The sequence below is a fragment of the Caulobacter sp. Root343 genome (assembly GCF_001425745.1).
Lineage (GTDB): Bacteria > Pseudomonadota > Alphaproteobacteria > Caulobacterales > Caulobacteraceae > Caulobacter.
The window spans coordinates 145,014-160,342 of sequence record NZ_LMDF01000009.1; the positions used below are offsets into that span (position 1 = coordinate 145,014).

Annotated in this window: 9 protein-coding genes and 1 pseudogene; 6 read left to right on the forward strand and 4 right to left on the reverse strand. The window is 68.9% G+C overall.

Features of this window, described 5'->3' with window-relative positions:
• The first annotated feature begins 30 nt into the window (after positions 1-30).
• Positions 31-5,091 (forward strand): alpha-2-macroglobulin, encoded by a 5,061-nt coding sequence (locus ASC70_RS20735; protein ID WP_056054021.1) that lies wholly within the window; start codon positions 31-33, stop codon positions 5,089-5,091.
• A gap of 121 nt (positions 5,092-5,212) precedes the next feature.
• Positions 5,213-7,291, forward strand: a complete 2,079-nt coding sequence (gene pbpC, locus ASC70_RS20740; protein WP_056054024.1) for a penicillin-binding protein 1C — start codon at positions 5,213-5,215, stop codon at positions 7,289-7,291.
• 133 nt (positions 7,292-7,424) lie between these two features.
• Here pbpC and ASC70_RS20745 read toward each other — a convergent pair whose 3' ends face one another.
• Genes ASC70_RS20745 through ASC70_RS20755 form a run of 3 tightly spaced genes read right to left on the reverse strand, consistent with a single transcriptional unit; the run spans position 7,425 to position 9,376 of the window.
• Complete coding sequence (locus ASC70_RS20745; RefSeq protein WP_056054028.1) at positions 7,425-8,051, reverse strand: carbonic anhydrase; 627 nt, start codon at positions 8,049-8,051, stop codon at positions 7,425-7,427.
• Positions 8,052-8,684: a maleylacetoacetate isomerase gene (gene maiA, locus ASC70_RS20750; RefSeq protein ID WP_056054031.1), complete on the reverse strand. Its 633-nt coding sequence runs from the start codon at positions 8,682-8,684 to the stop codon at positions 8,052-8,054. It lies immediately after the preceding gene.
• Between the two features lie 11 nt (positions 8,685-8,695).
• A complete protein-coding gene (locus ASC70_RS20755; RefSeq protein WP_056054034.1) occupies positions 8,696-9,376 on the reverse strand; it encodes a fumarylacetoacetate hydrolase family protein in 681 nt (226 codons plus the stop codon).
• A gap of 201 nt (positions 9,377-9,577) precedes the next feature.
• On the opposite strand from ASC70_RS20755, the gene ASC70_RS20760 reads away from it, so the two are divergent.
• The 4 genes and pseudogenes from ASC70_RS20760 to ASC70_RS25700 form a co-directional block, all read left to right on the forward strand.
• Complete coding sequence (locus tag ASC70_RS20760) at positions 9,578-10,456, forward strand: ABC transporter ATP-binding protein (protein WP_047403855.1); 879 nt, start codon at positions 9,578-9,580, stop codon at positions 10,454-10,456.
• A gap of 14 nt (positions 10,457-10,470) precedes the next feature.
• Complete coding sequence (locus tag ASC70_RS20765) at positions 10,471-14,061, forward strand: M1 family metallopeptidase (RefSeq protein ID WP_056054036.1); 3,591 nt, start codon at positions 10,471-10,473, stop codon at positions 14,059-14,061.
• Positions 14,058-14,486, forward strand: a complete 429-nt coding sequence (locus ASC70_RS20770; RefSeq protein ID WP_056054039.1) for a PaaI family thioesterase — start codon at positions 14,058-14,060, stop codon at positions 14,484-14,486. Before ASC70_RS20765 ends, ASC70_RS20770 begins: the two co-directional genes overlap by 4 nt.
• Before the next feature lie 3 nt (positions 14,487-14,489).
• Positions 14,490-14,609, forward strand: a pseudogene (locus tag ASC70_RS25700) (hypothetical protein); the annotation flags it as partial.
• On the opposite strand, the gene ASC70_RS20775 reads toward ASC70_RS25700, so the two are convergent.
• A complete protein-coding gene (locus tag ASC70_RS20775; protein ID WP_047403851.1) occupies positions 14,606-15,238 on the reverse strand; it encodes a DUF4142 domain-containing protein in 633 nt (210 codons plus the stop codon). The pseudogene ASC70_RS25700 and the gene ASC70_RS20775 overlap by 4 nt on opposite strands.
• Positions 15,239-15,329 lie beyond the last annotated feature (91 nt).

Sequence of the window (15,329 nt, forward strand, 5' to 3'; positions counted from 1 at the left end):
CTGAACTAGCGCAAATCGGGGAGGCAATGGATGTCGACGGACGAGACGCCGCCAAAGGGCGGCCGCGACCTCCTGTCTTCCCTCAAGACGCGCTGGGAAAGCCTGCGCGGGGCCGTTTCCGAACGCTGGCCGCAAGCCCTGAAAGGCCCCGTGGCCATCGCCGTGGCCGGCGCGCTGATCGTCGGCTTCGGCGGCGGCTTCGCGGCCGGCAAGGGCGGGCTGTTCTTCGGCGGCGCCAAGCCGGCCGGGGCGGAGTCCGTCAAGGGCCAGGCCTGGTCGCTGTTCGGCAAGCCTCGCTCGGCCAATGCGCCGCGTCGCGGCATCCCCAAGCCGGAAGGCTTCGCCGTCTGGCAGACCCGCGTCGATAGCTCCGGCCAGGACCCCCTGGCCTGCATTCGCATGAGCAAGGACCTGGACCCGTCCAAGTCCTATGCCGACTTCGTGCTGGTCTCGCCCGACCTGGGTCGTCAGCCGTCGGTCCGCGTCAAGGGCGACGAGCTGTGCCTGGGCGGCGTCGGCTTCACCGATCATCGCATCACCCTGCTCAAGGGCTTGCCGGGTAAAGGCGGCGAGACCCTGGCGGCCAATGCCGACGTCGACTTCACGTTCGGCGAGAAGCCGCCCTATGTCGGCTTCGCCGGCGACGGCGTGATCCTGCCGCGCGAAGAGGCCGACGGCGTCGCCATCGAGACGATCAACGTCCAGACCCTGGCCGTCGAGGTCTGGCGCGTGCCGGACCGTAATCTGGTCCGCAAGTCGATCAGCGCGCCGGATCCGACCGGCGAGGGCGACTGGGCCAGCGATTATGGCGACGACGCCGTGGGCGACGATGGCCGCAAGGTCTGGAAGGGCACGGTGCCGGTCACCGGCGGCGCGACCGGCCAGAAGGCCACCACCGTCTTCCCGCTGGGCGCGGTGCTGAAGGACATGAAGGCCGGCGCCTTCGTCATCAAGGCGCGCGACGCCTCGGGCGGCCGCGACCCCGACGAGGACAACGGCGACAACAATCCCGCCCAGGCTCGCCGCTGGATCGTGTTCACCGACATGGCCATGCTGGCCTATGACGGTTCCGAGAGCCTGGACGTGGTGGTCCGCTCGCTGAAGACCGCCAAGACCCTGTCGGGCGTGCGCGTCGCCCTGGTGGCCGCCGACGGCGAGGACCTGGCCGAGGCCAAGAGCGACGCCGACGGCCGGGTGCGCTTCCTGCGTCCGCTGCTGAAGGGTCAGGGCGCCGAGCGCGCCAAGATGGTCATGGCCTATGGGTCGCAAGGCGACCTGGCCCTGCTGGACCTCGACCGCTCGCCGGTCGACCTGTCCAAGCAAGGCGTCGGCGGCCGCACCGAGGGCGGGGTCGACGGACGCAGCGTGGCGGCCGACATCGACGGCTATCTCTATGCCGACCGCGGCATCTATCGGCCCGGCGAGACGGTCCACCTGACCGCCATGGTCCGCGACCGGATGGCCAAGGCCGTCTCCGATCGCAAGGGCGAGATCCTGGTCAAGCGGCCGTCGGGCGTCGAATTCAAGCGCTATCCGTTCAGCCAGGCCAACGCCGGCGCGGTGCTGGCCGACATCGTCCTGCCCCGTTCGGCCCCGCGCGGCCGCTGGACCGCCGAGCTGCACATCGAGGGCATCGAGGACGAGACCGGCTCGCTGTCGTTCTCGGTCGAGGACTTCGCCCCGCAGCGCCTGGCCGTAACCGCCACGGGCCAGGAATCCGTCCCACTGGGCGTCGGCGAAACGCGCAAGGTCGACGTCTCGGCCCGCTTCCTCTATGGCGCGCCCGGCGCCGGCCTGCAGACCCAGGGCGAGGCCCGCCTGCGCGCCGACGCCGACCCGTTCCCGGCCTATAAGGGCTTCGAATGGGGCGACCAGTCCAAGCCGTTCGACGAGAAGTTCCTCGACCTCGGCACGACGGTCACCGACGGCGAGGGCCGCGCCACCCTGTCGGTGGCCTCGACCGACGCCGGCGACACCAACCAGCCGCTGGTGGCCTCCGTCACCGCCTCGGTGTTCGAGCCCGGCGGTCGCCCGGTCCGCGAGGGCCTGGAGCTGAAGGTGCGCGGCAAGGCCGTCTACTATGGCGTCAAGGTCGACCAGGGCGAGGCCGGCAAGGGCGATCCGCCCGTCAGCCTCGACATGATCGCCGTCAACGCCGCCGGCCAGCGCATCGGCGCGACCGCCACCTACACCCTGGTAGCCGAGCGCTGGGACTATGACTGGTTCCAGCAGAACGGCCGCTGGCAGTGGCGGCGCAGCAGCCGCGACGCCGTCGTGGCCAAGGCGCAGGTCAACATCGGCGCGGGCCAACCCGCCAAGTTCACCCGCCGCCTGGGGTGGGGCGACTATCGCCTCGAGATCGAAGGCGCCGACGGCGCCAAGACCGTCACCCGCTTCTCGGCCGGCTGGGGTTCGCCCGCCAAGGAAGGCGAGGCGCCGGACGTCGTCCGCGTCACCGCCGGAACGAAGAGCTACGCGCAAGGCGACACGGTCGAGATCACCCTGAAACCGCCCTATGCCGGTGAGGCCCAGGTGGCCGTCGCCACCGATCGCCTGATCGACTTCAAGACGGTCACGGTCGGCGAGAACGGGACCACGGTGCGCCTGAAGACCTCGGCCGCCTGGGGCGGCGGGGCCTATGTGATGGTCAGCGTCGTCCAGCCGCGCGACCCGGTCGCCTCGCCCAAGCCGCGCCGGGCCCTGGGCCTGGTCTATGTCCCGCTCGACCCGAAGAGTCGGAAGCTGACCGTGGACCTGGGCACGCCGACCAAGATCGACTCCAAGGCTCCGGTCGAGATCCCGGTGAAGGTGTCGGGCATGGGCTTTGGCCAGAAGGCCCGGATCACCATCGCGGCGGTGGACGAGGGCATTCTGCGCCTGACCCACCAGGACAGTCCCGACCCGGTGAAGTGGTACTTCGGCAAGCGGGCCCTGACCCTGAACTACCGCGACGACTACGGCCGCCTGCTCGACCCGAACCTGGGCGCGCCGGCCAACGTCAATTTCGGCGGCGACGAGGTCGGCGGCGAAGGCCTGACCGTCACCCCGATCAAGACGGTGGCCCTGTGGTCCGGTGTCGTGGAGACCGGCCTCGACGGCAAGGCGGTGGTCAAGCTGCCGGCCGCCGACTTCAACGGCGAGCTGCGCATCCAGGCCGTGGCCTGGACCGACACCGCCGTGGGCTCGGCGTCCAAGCCGCTGACCGTTCGCCAGCCGGTGGTGGCGGACCTGAACCTGCCGCGCTTCCTGGCCCCGGGCGACCAGGCCTACGCCACGCTGGAGCTGCACAATGTCGAGGGCAAGCCGGGCGCCTATACGGCCGAGGCGTTCTCGACCAACGGGCTGAAGGTGGCCTTCAAGAAGGTGTTCCAGCTGATCCTGGGCCAGCGCATCGCCGAGAAGATCCCGTTCCTGGCGCCAGACGTCACCGGCATCGGCAAGATCGGCTTCAAGGTCGCGGGTCCTGGCTTCACGACCACCAAGGACTATCCGATCCAGACCCGCCTGGGCTGGGGCGACATCGTGCGCACCACCACGGAGATCCAGCGTCCGGGCGAGGCCTTCACCCCGTCCTACGCCCTGCTTTCGGGCCTGGCGGCGGGCGATGTGACCATGCAGGTCAGCTATTCGCCGATCCGGGGCTTCGACCCGTCGGCGATCGCCGTGGCGCTGCAGCGCTACCCGTACGGCTGCACCGAGCAGCTGGTCTCGACGGCGTATCCGCTGCTGTACGCCCAGACCTTCTCGAACGATCCGAAGCTGAAGCGAACCCCTGCGGCCCTCGCGGGCGCGGTCGGCAAGCTGCTGGACCGCCAGACCCTGGACGGCGCCTTCGGCCTGTGGCGGGTCGGCGACGGCGAGGCCGACCCGTGGCTGGGAGCCTACGTCGTCGACTTCCTGCTGGAGGCCAAGGCGCAAGGCGTCGCCGTCCCCGACAACGCCATCGACAAGGCCGTCGGGGCCATGCGCCAGGTCAGCCGGCCCGAGGGCTTCTCGTCGGTCGCCTACCGCATGGAATATCCGGGCTGGTGGGCGTCGAACGAGGACGCCTCCAAGAAGGCCACCGAACGGATGCGCCGCCGCGCCTCGGCCTACGCCCTCTATGTGATGGCCAAGGCCGGCAAGGGCGACTTGGCTCGCCTGCGCTGGTGGCACGACGTCCAGATGAAGGACGAGGCCCAGCCGATCGCGAAAGCCTATGTCGCCGCCGGCCTCGCCCGGATGGGCGACAACGCCCGCGCCCGCTCGGCCATGCGCCAGGCGGTCAACGCCCTGGGCTACCGCGACGAACAGGACTGGTACCAGTCGCCGCTGCGTGACACGGCCGTGCTGACCGCTCTGGCCGCCGAGTCCGGCATGATGGACGTCGCCCGCCAGCTGCAAGGCCGGCTGGAGAACTCGGTCAAGGATCCGGACGCCCTGAACACCCAGGAACAGGCGGCGCTGCTGCACGCGGCCAACGCCCTGCTCCAGGCCTCGGGCCCGATGTCGATCGACGCCCAGGGCGCCAACCCGCTGCCCCCGGCCGGCGGCGCGCCGCGCTGGGCGGTCGGCAAGTTGGCCGACGCCCACTTCGTCAACACCGGCAAGGGCGTGGTGTGGCGGACGGTCAGCGTGCGCGGCACCCCGACCTCGGCCCCAGGCTCCTCGGCGGCCGGCCTGTCGGTGTCCAAGCAGCTGCTGTCGATGGGCGGCGGGGCGATCGACCCGGCCGCGATCCGCCAGGGCGACCGGGTGATCGTGCTGGTTTCGGGCCACTCGATGCAGGCTCGCTCGACGGCTCTCGTCGTCGACGACGCCCTGCCGGCCGGCTTCGAGATCGAGACCACGCTCGGCGCCGACGACGCCCAGAACGGTCCGTACAAGTTCCTCGGCGAGCTGACCGCCGCCGACGTCCAGGAAAGCCGCGACGACCGCTTCATCGCCGCCCTGGACCTGGAGGGGAACAAGAGCTTCGCCCTGGCCTATGTGGCCCGGGCGGTGACGCCGGGTTCGTTCTTCCTGCCCGGCGCGGTGGCCAAGGACATGTATCGTCCGGCCGTGGCGGCCCGCTCGGAAGCCTCGCGCGCGACGATCGCGCCGGGGCCGTGAGGGTGTCGCGTCGAGCGCCCTTCTTCCCCCTCCGGGGGAGGCGGGCCGCAGGCCCGGAGGGGGCAAGTCGGTAATGGCTCTCCGTGTTGCCGGTGGGCCGCTCCTTACTCGCCCCCTCCGGATGCTGCGCATCCTCCTCCCCCGGAGGGGGAAGAAGGGTGACCCTGTCCCGCGCCTGACCAAGGTCCTGATCGCCGTCGTAACGGTCGAGGTCGCCCTCTTCGCCCTCAGCGCCGCATTCCCGCCGGACATGACCCGCGCTCGGCACTCCTCGCCAGTCACCCTGGACCGACGCGGCGCCTGGCTGCGCGCGCTGCCGGTCGAGGACGGTCGCTGGCGGATCCGGGCCGATCTCGACCGCACCGACCCAACCTTCCAAAAGCGCCTGATCAAGGTCGAGGACGCGCGCTTCTACCTGCATCTGGGCGTCGATCCGCTGTCTCTGGTCCGCGCCGTCGGGTCGGCGGTGGTCCATGGCCGCGCGACCTCGGGCGCCTCGACTCTGACCATGCAGACCGCGCGGCTGCTGGAGCCGCGACCGCGCAATCTCGGCTCGAAGCTGATCGAGATGGTTCGCGCCGTGCAGCTGGAGTCGCGGCTGTCCAAGCGCGAGATCCTGGCCCTGTATCTGACCCTGGCCCCCTATGGCGGCAATCTGGAAGGCGCGCGGGCGGCCAGCCTCAGCTACTTCGGCCACGAGCCGTCCAGCCTCACCGACGGCGAGCAGGCGCTGCTGATTGCTCTGCCGCAATCGCCTGAAGCCCGTCGCCCCGACCGCCGGCCCGACGCCGCCAAGGCAGCCCGGAGCGGGGTTCTGGCCAAGATGGTCCGCGCCCGCGCCATTACCCAGGCCGCCGCTTACGAGGCCGAGAACGAACCCCTGCCGCGCCGGTCGCCGTTCCCGACCCTGGCTTGGCACGTCGCCGGCGAACTGGCTCGGAATGCGCCCGCCAACCAGGCCAGCGTGGTCTCGACCCTCGACGCCGATCTGCAGTCCCGCCTGGAGCCGATGGCCGCCGCCGTGGCGGGCGCGCAAGGACCGGACGCCACCGCCGCCATCCTGGTGGTCGAGATCAAGAACCGCGCCGTGCGCGCCGCCGTCGGCTCGGCCGGCCGCGACCGCGCCGGGGGGTGGGTCGACATGACCCGCGCCCTGCGCTCGCCAGGCTCGGCTCTGAAGCCGTTCATCTACGCCATGGCCATGGACGACGGCCTGGTCGCCGCCGACACCCAGCTGGCCGACAGCGCCACCCGTTTCGCCGACTACCAGCCCGAGAACTTCGACCGGGTGTTCCACGACAAGGTCACGGTGCGCGAGGCCCTGGCCCATTCGCTGAACGTCCCGGCCGTGGCCACCCTGGAAAAGCTTGGACCCGAGGCCTTCGCCGGTCGCATCGAGGCCGCCGGCGCGCACCTGGCCCGGCCCAAGGCCCAGCTGAAGGAGGCGGGCCTGGCCCTGGCGCTCGGCGGCGAGGGCATCACCTGGCGCGACCTGGTCATGCTGTACGCCGCCCTCGGCGACGGCGGCATCGCCAAGCCGCTGGCCTGGACCGAAGAGGACGCCAAGGCTCGTGAACGCTCCGGCGGCACGCGGCTGGTGCGTCCCGAGGCGGCGCGGCAGGTGCTGGACATCCTGCGCGAGGCCCCGGCCCCGCGGGGCCGCGCGCCGTCAGCCCTGACGCGGGGCGGGCCGTCGATGGCGTTCAAGACCGGCACTTCGTACGGCTTCCGCGACGCGGTGGCGGCCGGAGTGGTCGGTGGCTATGCGATCCTGGTCTGGACGGGCCGGGCCGACGGCGGCGCGCGCGGCGGACTGACGGGACGCGACGCGGCCCTGCCGCTGCTGTTCGACGTCGCCGACGCCATCGGAACCGCGAGCTCGGCCCCGCGCCCGATCGCGCCGAAATCCGCGCCGCTGGGCCTCCAACAGCTCCGTGCGGCCGACGCCGGCCCGCGCCTGATCTTCCCGCCGGACGGGGCCTCGGTGCAGGTCGAGGCGCTGGGCGCGAAATCGCGCGGCCTGGTGCTCGCCGCCCAGGGCGAGAGCCTGACCTGGTACGTGGAGGGCGCGCCGCTGGACCTCGACCCGGTCAGCGGCCGGGCGATCTGGAGACCGGCCGCGCCGGGGTTTTACAGGCTGTCGGTGGTGGATGCGCAGGGGCGCAGGGTGACGGCCAAGGTGCGGATCAAGGGGGAATAGGCTCCCCATCATCCACAAAAAACCGTGTCATCCCGGAAGCCTCGCAGAGGCTATCCGGGACCGCCGCAAGCGCTGCGCTTGTTGCGGTCCCGGGTCTGCGCTGCGCTACGCCCGGGATGACAATTTCAGGTCGTCACCCCGGCAGGCTGACCAGCCGCTGGTAGTCCTCGACATTGGCGATGCCAATGTTCAGGTCGGTGACCAGGCCGTTGCTCAGCGAATAGACCCAGCCATGCACGGCCAGCGACTGGCCGCGCGCCCAGGCGTCCTGGACGAAGACGTCGGCGGCGACGTTGCGCACCTGGCGGGCGACGTTCAGCTCGGTCAGGCGATCAAGCATGGCGCGCTTTTCCGGGATCGCCTCCAGCTCGTGCTTGTGTTCGGCATGGACCTCGCGAATCGGGTGCAGCCAGTGGTCGACCAGGCCCCGGCGCTGGCCGTCGATGGCCGCCGCCACGCCGCCGCAGCCGTAGTGGCCCACGACCATGATGTGCTTGACCTTCAGCACGTCGACCGCGAACTGCAGCACGGACAGGTAGTTGGCGTCCTGCGGCGGCGCCAGGTTGGCGACATTGCGATGGACGAACAGCTCGCCCGGATCCAGGCCGACGATCTCGTTGGCCGGCACGCGACTGTCGCTGCAGCCGATCCACAGATATTCGGGGCTCTGCTGGCCCTCCAGGCGCTTGAAGAAGTCGGGGTCGACCTCGGTCTTTCCCTTCGACCAGGCGGCGTTCTTGGCTTTCAGATCTTCAAGCATCTAGCGCTCCGGATGATGGTCGGGATGGGCGGCGGCGATGGCCGGGTGCTTGGCCGCGCGGGTGGCGGCCGCCTGGATCGCCGGGAACGGGGACAGGTCGACATTGAAGCGGCCGGCGTTGAACACCTGAGGCACCAGCAGGCAGTCGAGCAGGCCGGGGCCGTCGCCATAGGCGAAGCCGCCGGAATATTTGGCGACCATCGGCTCCAGCGCCCGGAAGCCGTCGCTGATCCAGCGGGCCACCCAGGCGTTGCGGTCGGTCTCGCCGATCTCCAGCGCCGTCAGCTGGCGCAGGATCCGCAGGTTGTTCAGCGGATGGATGTCGCAGGCGATGATCTCGGCCATGCCGCGCACGATGGCCCGCTCGAACGGGGCGGTCGGCAGCAGGCGCGGCTCGGGCACGACCTCGTCCAGCCATTCCAGGATGGCCAGGCTCTGGGTCAGCGGACGGCCGTCGACCTCCAGGGTCGGGACCAGGGCCTGGCCGTTGAGGGCGCGATAGGCCTTGTCCTGATGGGCGTTGGCGACCAGGTCCACGGGCCGCAGGTCGTAGGACAGGCCCTTCAGGTTCAGGCCGATCCGCACCCGATAGGGCGCGCTGGCGCGTTTGGCGCTGTGCAGGACGAGCTTCATCCCATGCCCCTCTAGATCAAGGTGAACTCAAGACGGCCAACGCCCTCGACCTCGCCGACGATCCTGTCGCCGCGGACGATGGCCCCGACGCCTTCGGGGGTTCCCGTGAAGATCAGGTCGCCGGCGGCCAGGGTCCACAGGTCGCTGGCCTTGGCGATGACCTCGCCGATGTTCCAGATCATGTCGCCGACCTGGCCGCGCTGGCGCTCGGCGCCGTTGACCGACAGGGTGACGGCGGCCTCGGGCGCAGGGGCGTCCATCACCCGGATGGCGCTGATCGGGGCGCTGGCGTCGAAGGCCTTGCCGGCTTCCCACGGCTGGCCCTTGGCCTTGGCGGCGCCTTGCAGGTCGCGGCGGGTCAGGTCGACGCCGACCGCGTAGCCGAATACGGCCGCCAGGGCCTGCTCGGGCGTCAGGTTCGCGCCGCCGCTCTTCAGCGCCACCACCAGTTCGATCTCGTGGTGCAGGTCGCCGGTCGCCGGCGGGTAGGGAATCTCGGCCGCCAGCGGCGCGACCGCGTCGGCGGGCTTGGCGAAGAAGAACGGCGGATCGCGCTCGTCGCCGCCCATTTCGCGGCGGTGGGCGGCGTAGTTGCGGCCGACGCAGAGGATGCGGCGCACCGGAAAAACTGAATCCGATCCTTCCACCGGAACCGTCGGAAGGGTGTGCGGAGGAAAGGCGTAGGTCGTCATGGCGCCTCGTTTAGCGCCAAACGCCGCGCGCCAAAACCCTTGTCACGCAGGGATGCGTCTCGGCCTCAAAGTGGTCGCCGTTCAGAAATCCCCCGGTTGAACGCCCGGCCTAAACGTTCTTTCACTTGCCCCGGTTGGCGCCGGCGAGTCATGACGGTGCTGGGGAATTCTGGGCGGCTTATTGGGGGCATTAGGACGCGCATGCTGATCATCGAGAATCTGACCCACGTCTACGGCAACGGCGTTCGCGCCCTGGACGAGGTCAGCCTGACGATTCCGCGCGGCATGTACGGCCTGCTCGGGCCGAACGGGGCCGGAAAGTCGACCCTGATGCGGACCATCGCCACCCTGCAGGCGCCGACCTCCGGCCATATCCGCTTCGGCGACATCGACGTGTTGAAGAACCCCGAGGACCTGCGCCGCACCCTGGGCTATCTACCGCAGGACTTCGGCGTCTATCCGCGGGTGTCGGCCTACGACATGCTCGACCACATGGCGGTGCTCAAGGGCATCGCTGGCGCCAAGGAGCGCAAGGAGACGGTCGAGAACCTGCTGAACCAGGTCAATTTGTGGACCGTGCGCAAGAAGGCCATCGCCGGCTTCTCGGGCGGCATGCGCCAGCGCTTCGGCATCGCCCAGGCCCTGATCGGCGATCCGCGCCTGATCATTGTCGACGAACCAACGGCGGGCCTCGATCCCGAAGAGCGCAACCGCTTCCTGAACCTGCTGGCCGAGATCGGCGAGAACGTGGTGGTGATTCTCTCGACCCACATCGTCGAGGACGTCTCGGACCTCTGCCCGGCCATGGCCATCATCTGCGACGGCCGCATCGTCCGCGAGGGCGCGCCGATGGAGCTGGTAGGCCAGCTCAAGGGCCGGATCTGGAAGAAGATCATCGACAAGACCGAGCTCGAGGCCGCCAAGGTCCAGCACAAGGTCATCTCCACCCGCCTGCTGGCGGGCCGCACCGTCATCCACATCCTCTCGGACGACAATCCCGGCGACGGTTTCTCAGCCGTGGAGGGCGGGTTGGAGGACGTCTATTTCTCCACCCTGTCGACCACCCGGCGGGCGGCCTGACGGGGAGCGGCGCGATGTTTCGCAAGATCGCGGGCTTCGAGCTCCGCTACCAGCTGAAGTCGCCCATCTTCTGGGTGGTGGCGACCATCTTTTTCCTGCTGACCTTCGGGGCGGCGACGATCGATCAGATCCGCATCGGCGGCGGCGGCAACATCCACAAGAACGCCCCGTTCGCGATCGCCCAGACCCACCTGATCCTGTCGCTCTTCTACATGTTCGTGACCACGGCCTTCGTGGCCAATGTGGTGGTGCGCGACGACGAGACCGGCTTTGGGCCGATCCTGCGCTCCACCCGGGTGCGCAAGTTCGACTATCTGTACGGCCGCTTCACGGGAGCCTACCTGGCGGCGGCGATCTCGTTCCTGGTCGTGCCGCTGGCGATCTGGATCGGCTCGTTCATGCCGTGGGTCGACCCCGAGCGGCTCGGGCCCAACGATCTCCACGCCTATCTGTTCTCCTACTTCGCCCTGGCCCTGCCCTCGATCCTGCTGACCTCGGCGCTCTTCTTCGCCCTGGCCACCATCACCCGCTCGATGATGTGGACCTATGTCGGCGTGATCGCCTTCATGGTCCTCTGGATCATCGCCAACATCGCGCTGGATCGACCCGAATACGAGAAGGTCGCAGCCTATTGGGAGCCCCTGGGCACAGCCGCCTATGGCCTGGTCACCAAGTACTGGACCGCCAGCGAGCGCAACAGCCTGACCCCGCCATTGGCCGGGGCCCTGCTGTTCAACCGCGTCTTCGTCCTGGCCCTGTCGACCGGCTTCCTGGCCCTGGCCTACGGCCTGTTCCGCTTCCAGTCGGTCGAACTGTCCGGCCGGAAGAAGATCAAGAAGGGCAAGGTCAGGGCCGAGGACGAGGCTCCGCCGTCGATCGCCAGCGGCCCACTGCCGCGGCCGAACTTCGACCGCAAGACCGCCTGGGCTCAACTGGTCGTCCGCACCCGCCTCGACATGGGCCAGGTGTTCAAGAGCCCGGCCTATTTCGTGCTGCTGGCCCTGGGCCTGGCCAACGCCATGGGCGCGCTGTGGTTCGCCACCGAGGCGGGCCGCTACGGCGGCGTCGTCTATCCGGTGACCCGCGTGCTGCTGCAGCCGCTGTTGGGCTCGTTCGGCCTGATCCCGATGATCATCGCCATCTACTATTCGGGCGAGCTGGTCTGGCGCGAGCGCGAGCGGAAGACCCACGAGATCATCGACGCCACCCCCGTGCCCGACTGGGCCTTCGTGGCGCCCAAGACCGTGGCCATCGGCCTGGTGCTGGTCTCGACCCTGCTGGTCAGCGTGATCGCGGCGATCCTCAGCCAGGTGTTCCACGGCTACTTCAAGTTCGAGCTCGACAAGTACCTGATCTGGTACGTGCTGCCGCAGTCGGTGGACTTCATCCTGCTGGCGGTGCTGGCCGTATTCCTGCAGGCGATCAGCCCGCACAAGTTCATCGGCTGGGGCCTGATGGTGATCTACATGGTCACCACCATCACGTTCGTGAACCTGGGCTTCGAGCACAAGCTCTACAACTACGGCGCCACAACCGACACGCCATTCTCGGACATGAATGGCCTCGGCAAGTTCTGGATCGGGGCCTGGTGGCTGCGCGCCTACTGGACCGCCTTCGCCCTGATCCTGCTGGTGCTGGCCTATGGCCTGTGGCGGCGCGGGACCGAGAGCCGGCTGCTGCCGCGCCTGCGTCGCCTGCCGGTCCGGCTGCGCGGCAAGGCCGGGATCCTGCTGGCTTCGTCCCTGGCCGTCTTCGTGGCGCTCGGCGGCTTCATCTACCTGAACACCAACATCTGGAATCCGTACCGCACCAAGATCGACAACGAGAAGTGGCAGGCCGACTACGAAAAGACCCTGCTGCCGTTCGAGAACACGCCCCAGCCCAAGATCGTCGCCATGACCCTGGACGTCGATCTGCAGCCGCACGCGCCCAGCATCGAGACCAAGGGCTCGTACGTGCTTGAGAACCGCACCGGTCAGGCGCTGAAGGAAATCCACGTCCGCTTCGATCGCGACCTCGACGTGAAGGGCCTGTCGATCGAGGGCGCGCGGCCCAAGAAGACCTACGAGAAGTTCAACTACCGGATCTTCGCCTTCGACACGCCGATGGCGCCGGGCGAGCAGCGCAAGATGAGCTTCATCACCCTGCGGGCCCAGCGCGGCTTCCCCAACAGCGACCAGGAGCAGCGGGTCGTCGACAACGGCACGTTCGTCAACAACATGGAGATCGCGCCGATCCTGGGCATGGCCCGCGACGGGCTGCTGCAAGATCGCGCCAAGCGCCGCAAGTACGGCCTGCCGCCCGAGCGGCGCATGGCCAAGCTGGGCGACATCCCGTCCCGCCAGTTCAACGGCCTGCGCAAGGACGCCGACTTCGTCAGCTCCGACATCACCGTGACGACCGAGGCTGATCAGACGCCGGTCGCGCCGGGCTACAAGGTCTCGGACACGGTCAAGAACGGCCGCAGGATCGCCCGCTTCGTGACCGAGGCGCCGATCATGCCATTCGTCTCGATCCAGTCGGCCCGCTACCGGGTGGCGACCGAGACTTACAAGGGTGTCCAGCTGGCGGTCTATTACGACGCCCAGCACACCTGGAACATCGAGCGGATGAAGACCGCGATGAAGCGGTCGCTGGACTATTTCCAGGCCAATTTCAGCCCCTACCAGTTCCGCCAGCTGCGCTTCCAGGAGTTCCCGGATTACGCGCAGTTCGCCCAGTCGTTCGCCAACACCATCCCGTGGTCAGAAGGGATGTTCTTCATCTCCGACTACCGCGACCCGACCAAGATCGACATGGTCACCTATGTCGGCGCCCACGAGATCGGCCACCAGTGGTGGGCCCACCAGGTGATCGGCGCCGACCAGCAGGGCGGGGCGATGCTGAGCGAGACCTTCGCCCAGTACTCGGCCCTGATGGTGATGAAGCGAACCTATGGCGAGGCCCAGATCCGCAAGTTCCTGAAGTTCGAGCTGGACAGCTATCTGCGGGCGCGCGGCGGCGACGTCATCGACGAACAGCCGCTGGCCCGGGTCGAGAACCAGCCCTACGTCTATTACCGCAAGGGCTCGCTGGTCATGTACCGACTGCAGAGCGAGCTGGGCGAGGAGACCGTCAACCGCGCCCTGCGCAAGCTGATCGCCGACCACGCCTTCAAGGGCGCGCCCTATCCGATCACCACCGACTTCCTGACCATCCTCCGCGCCGAGGCGCCGGCCGACAAGCAGGCCCTGATCACCGACCTATTCGAGAAAATCACGCTCTACGACCTGAAGACCAAGAGCGCGTCGGTCAAGAAGCGCGCCGACGGCAGGTTCGACGTCACGGTCACGGTCGACGCCCAGAAGAAGTACGCCGACGGCAAGGGCAAGGAGACGCCGGCCGCCCTGAACGAGACCATGGACATCGGCCTGTTCACGGCCGAACCGGGCAAGAAGGGCTTCGACGCCAAGGCGGTGGTGGCCTACGAGCGCCGGCCGATCCGCTCGGGCGTGCAGACCTTCACCTTCACGACGGCCAAGGCTCCGAAGTTCGCGGGCATCGATCCCTACAACACGGTGATCGACCGCAACGGCGACGACAACACGGCCAAGGTCGGCGGATGATAGACGGGCCAGCGATCCAGATGGACGCGGACGCGTTGAACGCGTTCCTTTGGCGGGCCTTTCCCGAGGCGGATCGCGACAACATGGCTCGGGTCCAAGAAGTCGAGCCAGGGCGCGTGCTGCTCAGGCTGCCCTATGCCAGCCGGCAGCTGCGGCCAGGCGGGGTGATCTCGGGTCCGACCCTGATGGCCTTGGCGGACGTGGCGGCCTATGCGCTGGTCCTGGCGCACATCGGCGAGGTGGCCATGGCGGTCACGACCTCGCTGAACATCCACTTCCTGCGCGGATGCAAGCCGGGCGACCTCTTCGCGGAGGCCACCCTGCTCAAGCTCGGCCGCCGCATCGCGACGGCCGACGTGCTGTTGTGGACGGAAGGGCGCGAGCGGGCCGCCGCCAAGGCGACGGTCGCCTACGCCATCCCGTAAAAAAGCTGTCATCCCGGCCGCAGCGCAGCGGAGAGCCGGGACCGCCGCAAACTCGGAGCTTCCGGCGGTCCCGGCTCGGCGCGCTTCGCGCTTGGCCGGGATGACAGCGGAGAGGGGCGCTAGTGCGCGGCCTTGTCCTTGGCCACGTCCTCGCCGGTGTCGAAGCCCTTCTTCAGACCCTCGGCCATGTTCAGGTGTTCCTGGACCTTGGGGGCCGTGGCGGCGGCGAAAGCCTTGATGGCGGCGGTGTCGCCGTCCTGGGCGTAGCGCTGCAGCAGGTTCAGGGCGGCCTGGTGAGCGTCGACCTGGCTGTCGGCGTACTTCTTGTCGAAGTCCTTGGCGTCGGCCTTGTTCAGGTCGTCCAGGTCCTCCTGCAAATCGGCCGGCAGGGCGGTCGGCGGCGTGATCGAAGCGCCCGAGGCGGCGATGGCGGCCTTCAGCTCCTCGGTGGTCTTGGTGTGGGCCTTTTCCATCTCGGCGGCGAACTTCTTGATCGACGGGTTGGTCGAGCGCTTGGCGGCGACCTTGGCGGCCTCGATCTCGAACATGTCGCTGGCCGCGGCCTTGGCGACGAAGACGTCGGCCTTGGTCTCGTCCGACGGGGTCGGAACGGTGGCGGCGGGGTTGGCGTCCGGGGTCGCGGCCTGCTCGGCCGGGGTGGCGGCGCCCTTGGTTTCGTCGGCCTTCTGGCCGCAGGCGGCCAGGCTGAGGGCGGCGACGGCGGCGCTGACTATGAGAATGTGACGGGTCATGGCTCTGTCTTTCCCTGCGCGATTTTCTTAGAGGTCGTGGAAGACTCGGCGTCGCGCTGCGCCGTGTGATCGACAAAACATCACGGGGCCG

What these genes read in the sequence shown, in the direction of transcription:
- ASC70_RS20755 (WP_056054034.1), bottom strand. Translation starts at nt 9,376, where the DNA reads ATGACGACCTACGCCTTTCCTCCGCACACCCTTCCGACGGTTCCGGTG.
- ASC70_RS20775 (WP_047403851.1), bottom strand. Translation starts at nt 15,238, where the DNA reads ATGACCCGTCACATTCTCATAGTCAGCGCCGCCGTCGCCGCCCTCAGC.
- ASC70_RS20770 (WP_056054039.1), top strand. Translation starts at nt 14,058, where the DNA reads ATGATAGACGGGCCAGCGATCCAGATGGACGCGGACGCGTTGAACGCG.
- ASC70_RS20735 (WP_056054021.1), top strand. Translation starts at nt 31, where the DNA reads ATGTCGACGGACGAGACGCCGCCAAAGGGCGGCCGCGACCTCCTGTCT.
- pbpC (WP_056054024.1), top strand. Translation starts at nt 5,213, where the DNA reads ATGCTGCGCATCCTCCTCCCCCGGAGGGGGAAGAAGGGTGACCCTGTC.
- ASC70_RS20760 (WP_047403855.1), top strand. Translation starts at nt 9,578, where the DNA reads ATGCTGATCATCGAGAATCTGACCCACGTCTACGGCAACGGCGTTCGC.
- ASC70_RS20745 (WP_056054028.1), bottom strand. Translation starts at nt 8,051, where the DNA reads ATGCTTGAAGATCTGAAAGCCAAGAACGCCGCCTGGTCGAAGGGAAAG.
- maiA (WP_056054031.1), bottom strand. Translation starts at nt 8,684, where the DNA reads ATGAAGCTCGTCCTGCACAGCGCCAAACGCGCCAGCGCGCCCTATCGG.
- ASC70_RS20765 (WP_056054036.1), top strand. Translation starts at nt 10,471, where the DNA reads ATGTTTCGCAAGATCGCGGGCTTCGAGCTCCGCTACCAGCTGAAGTCG.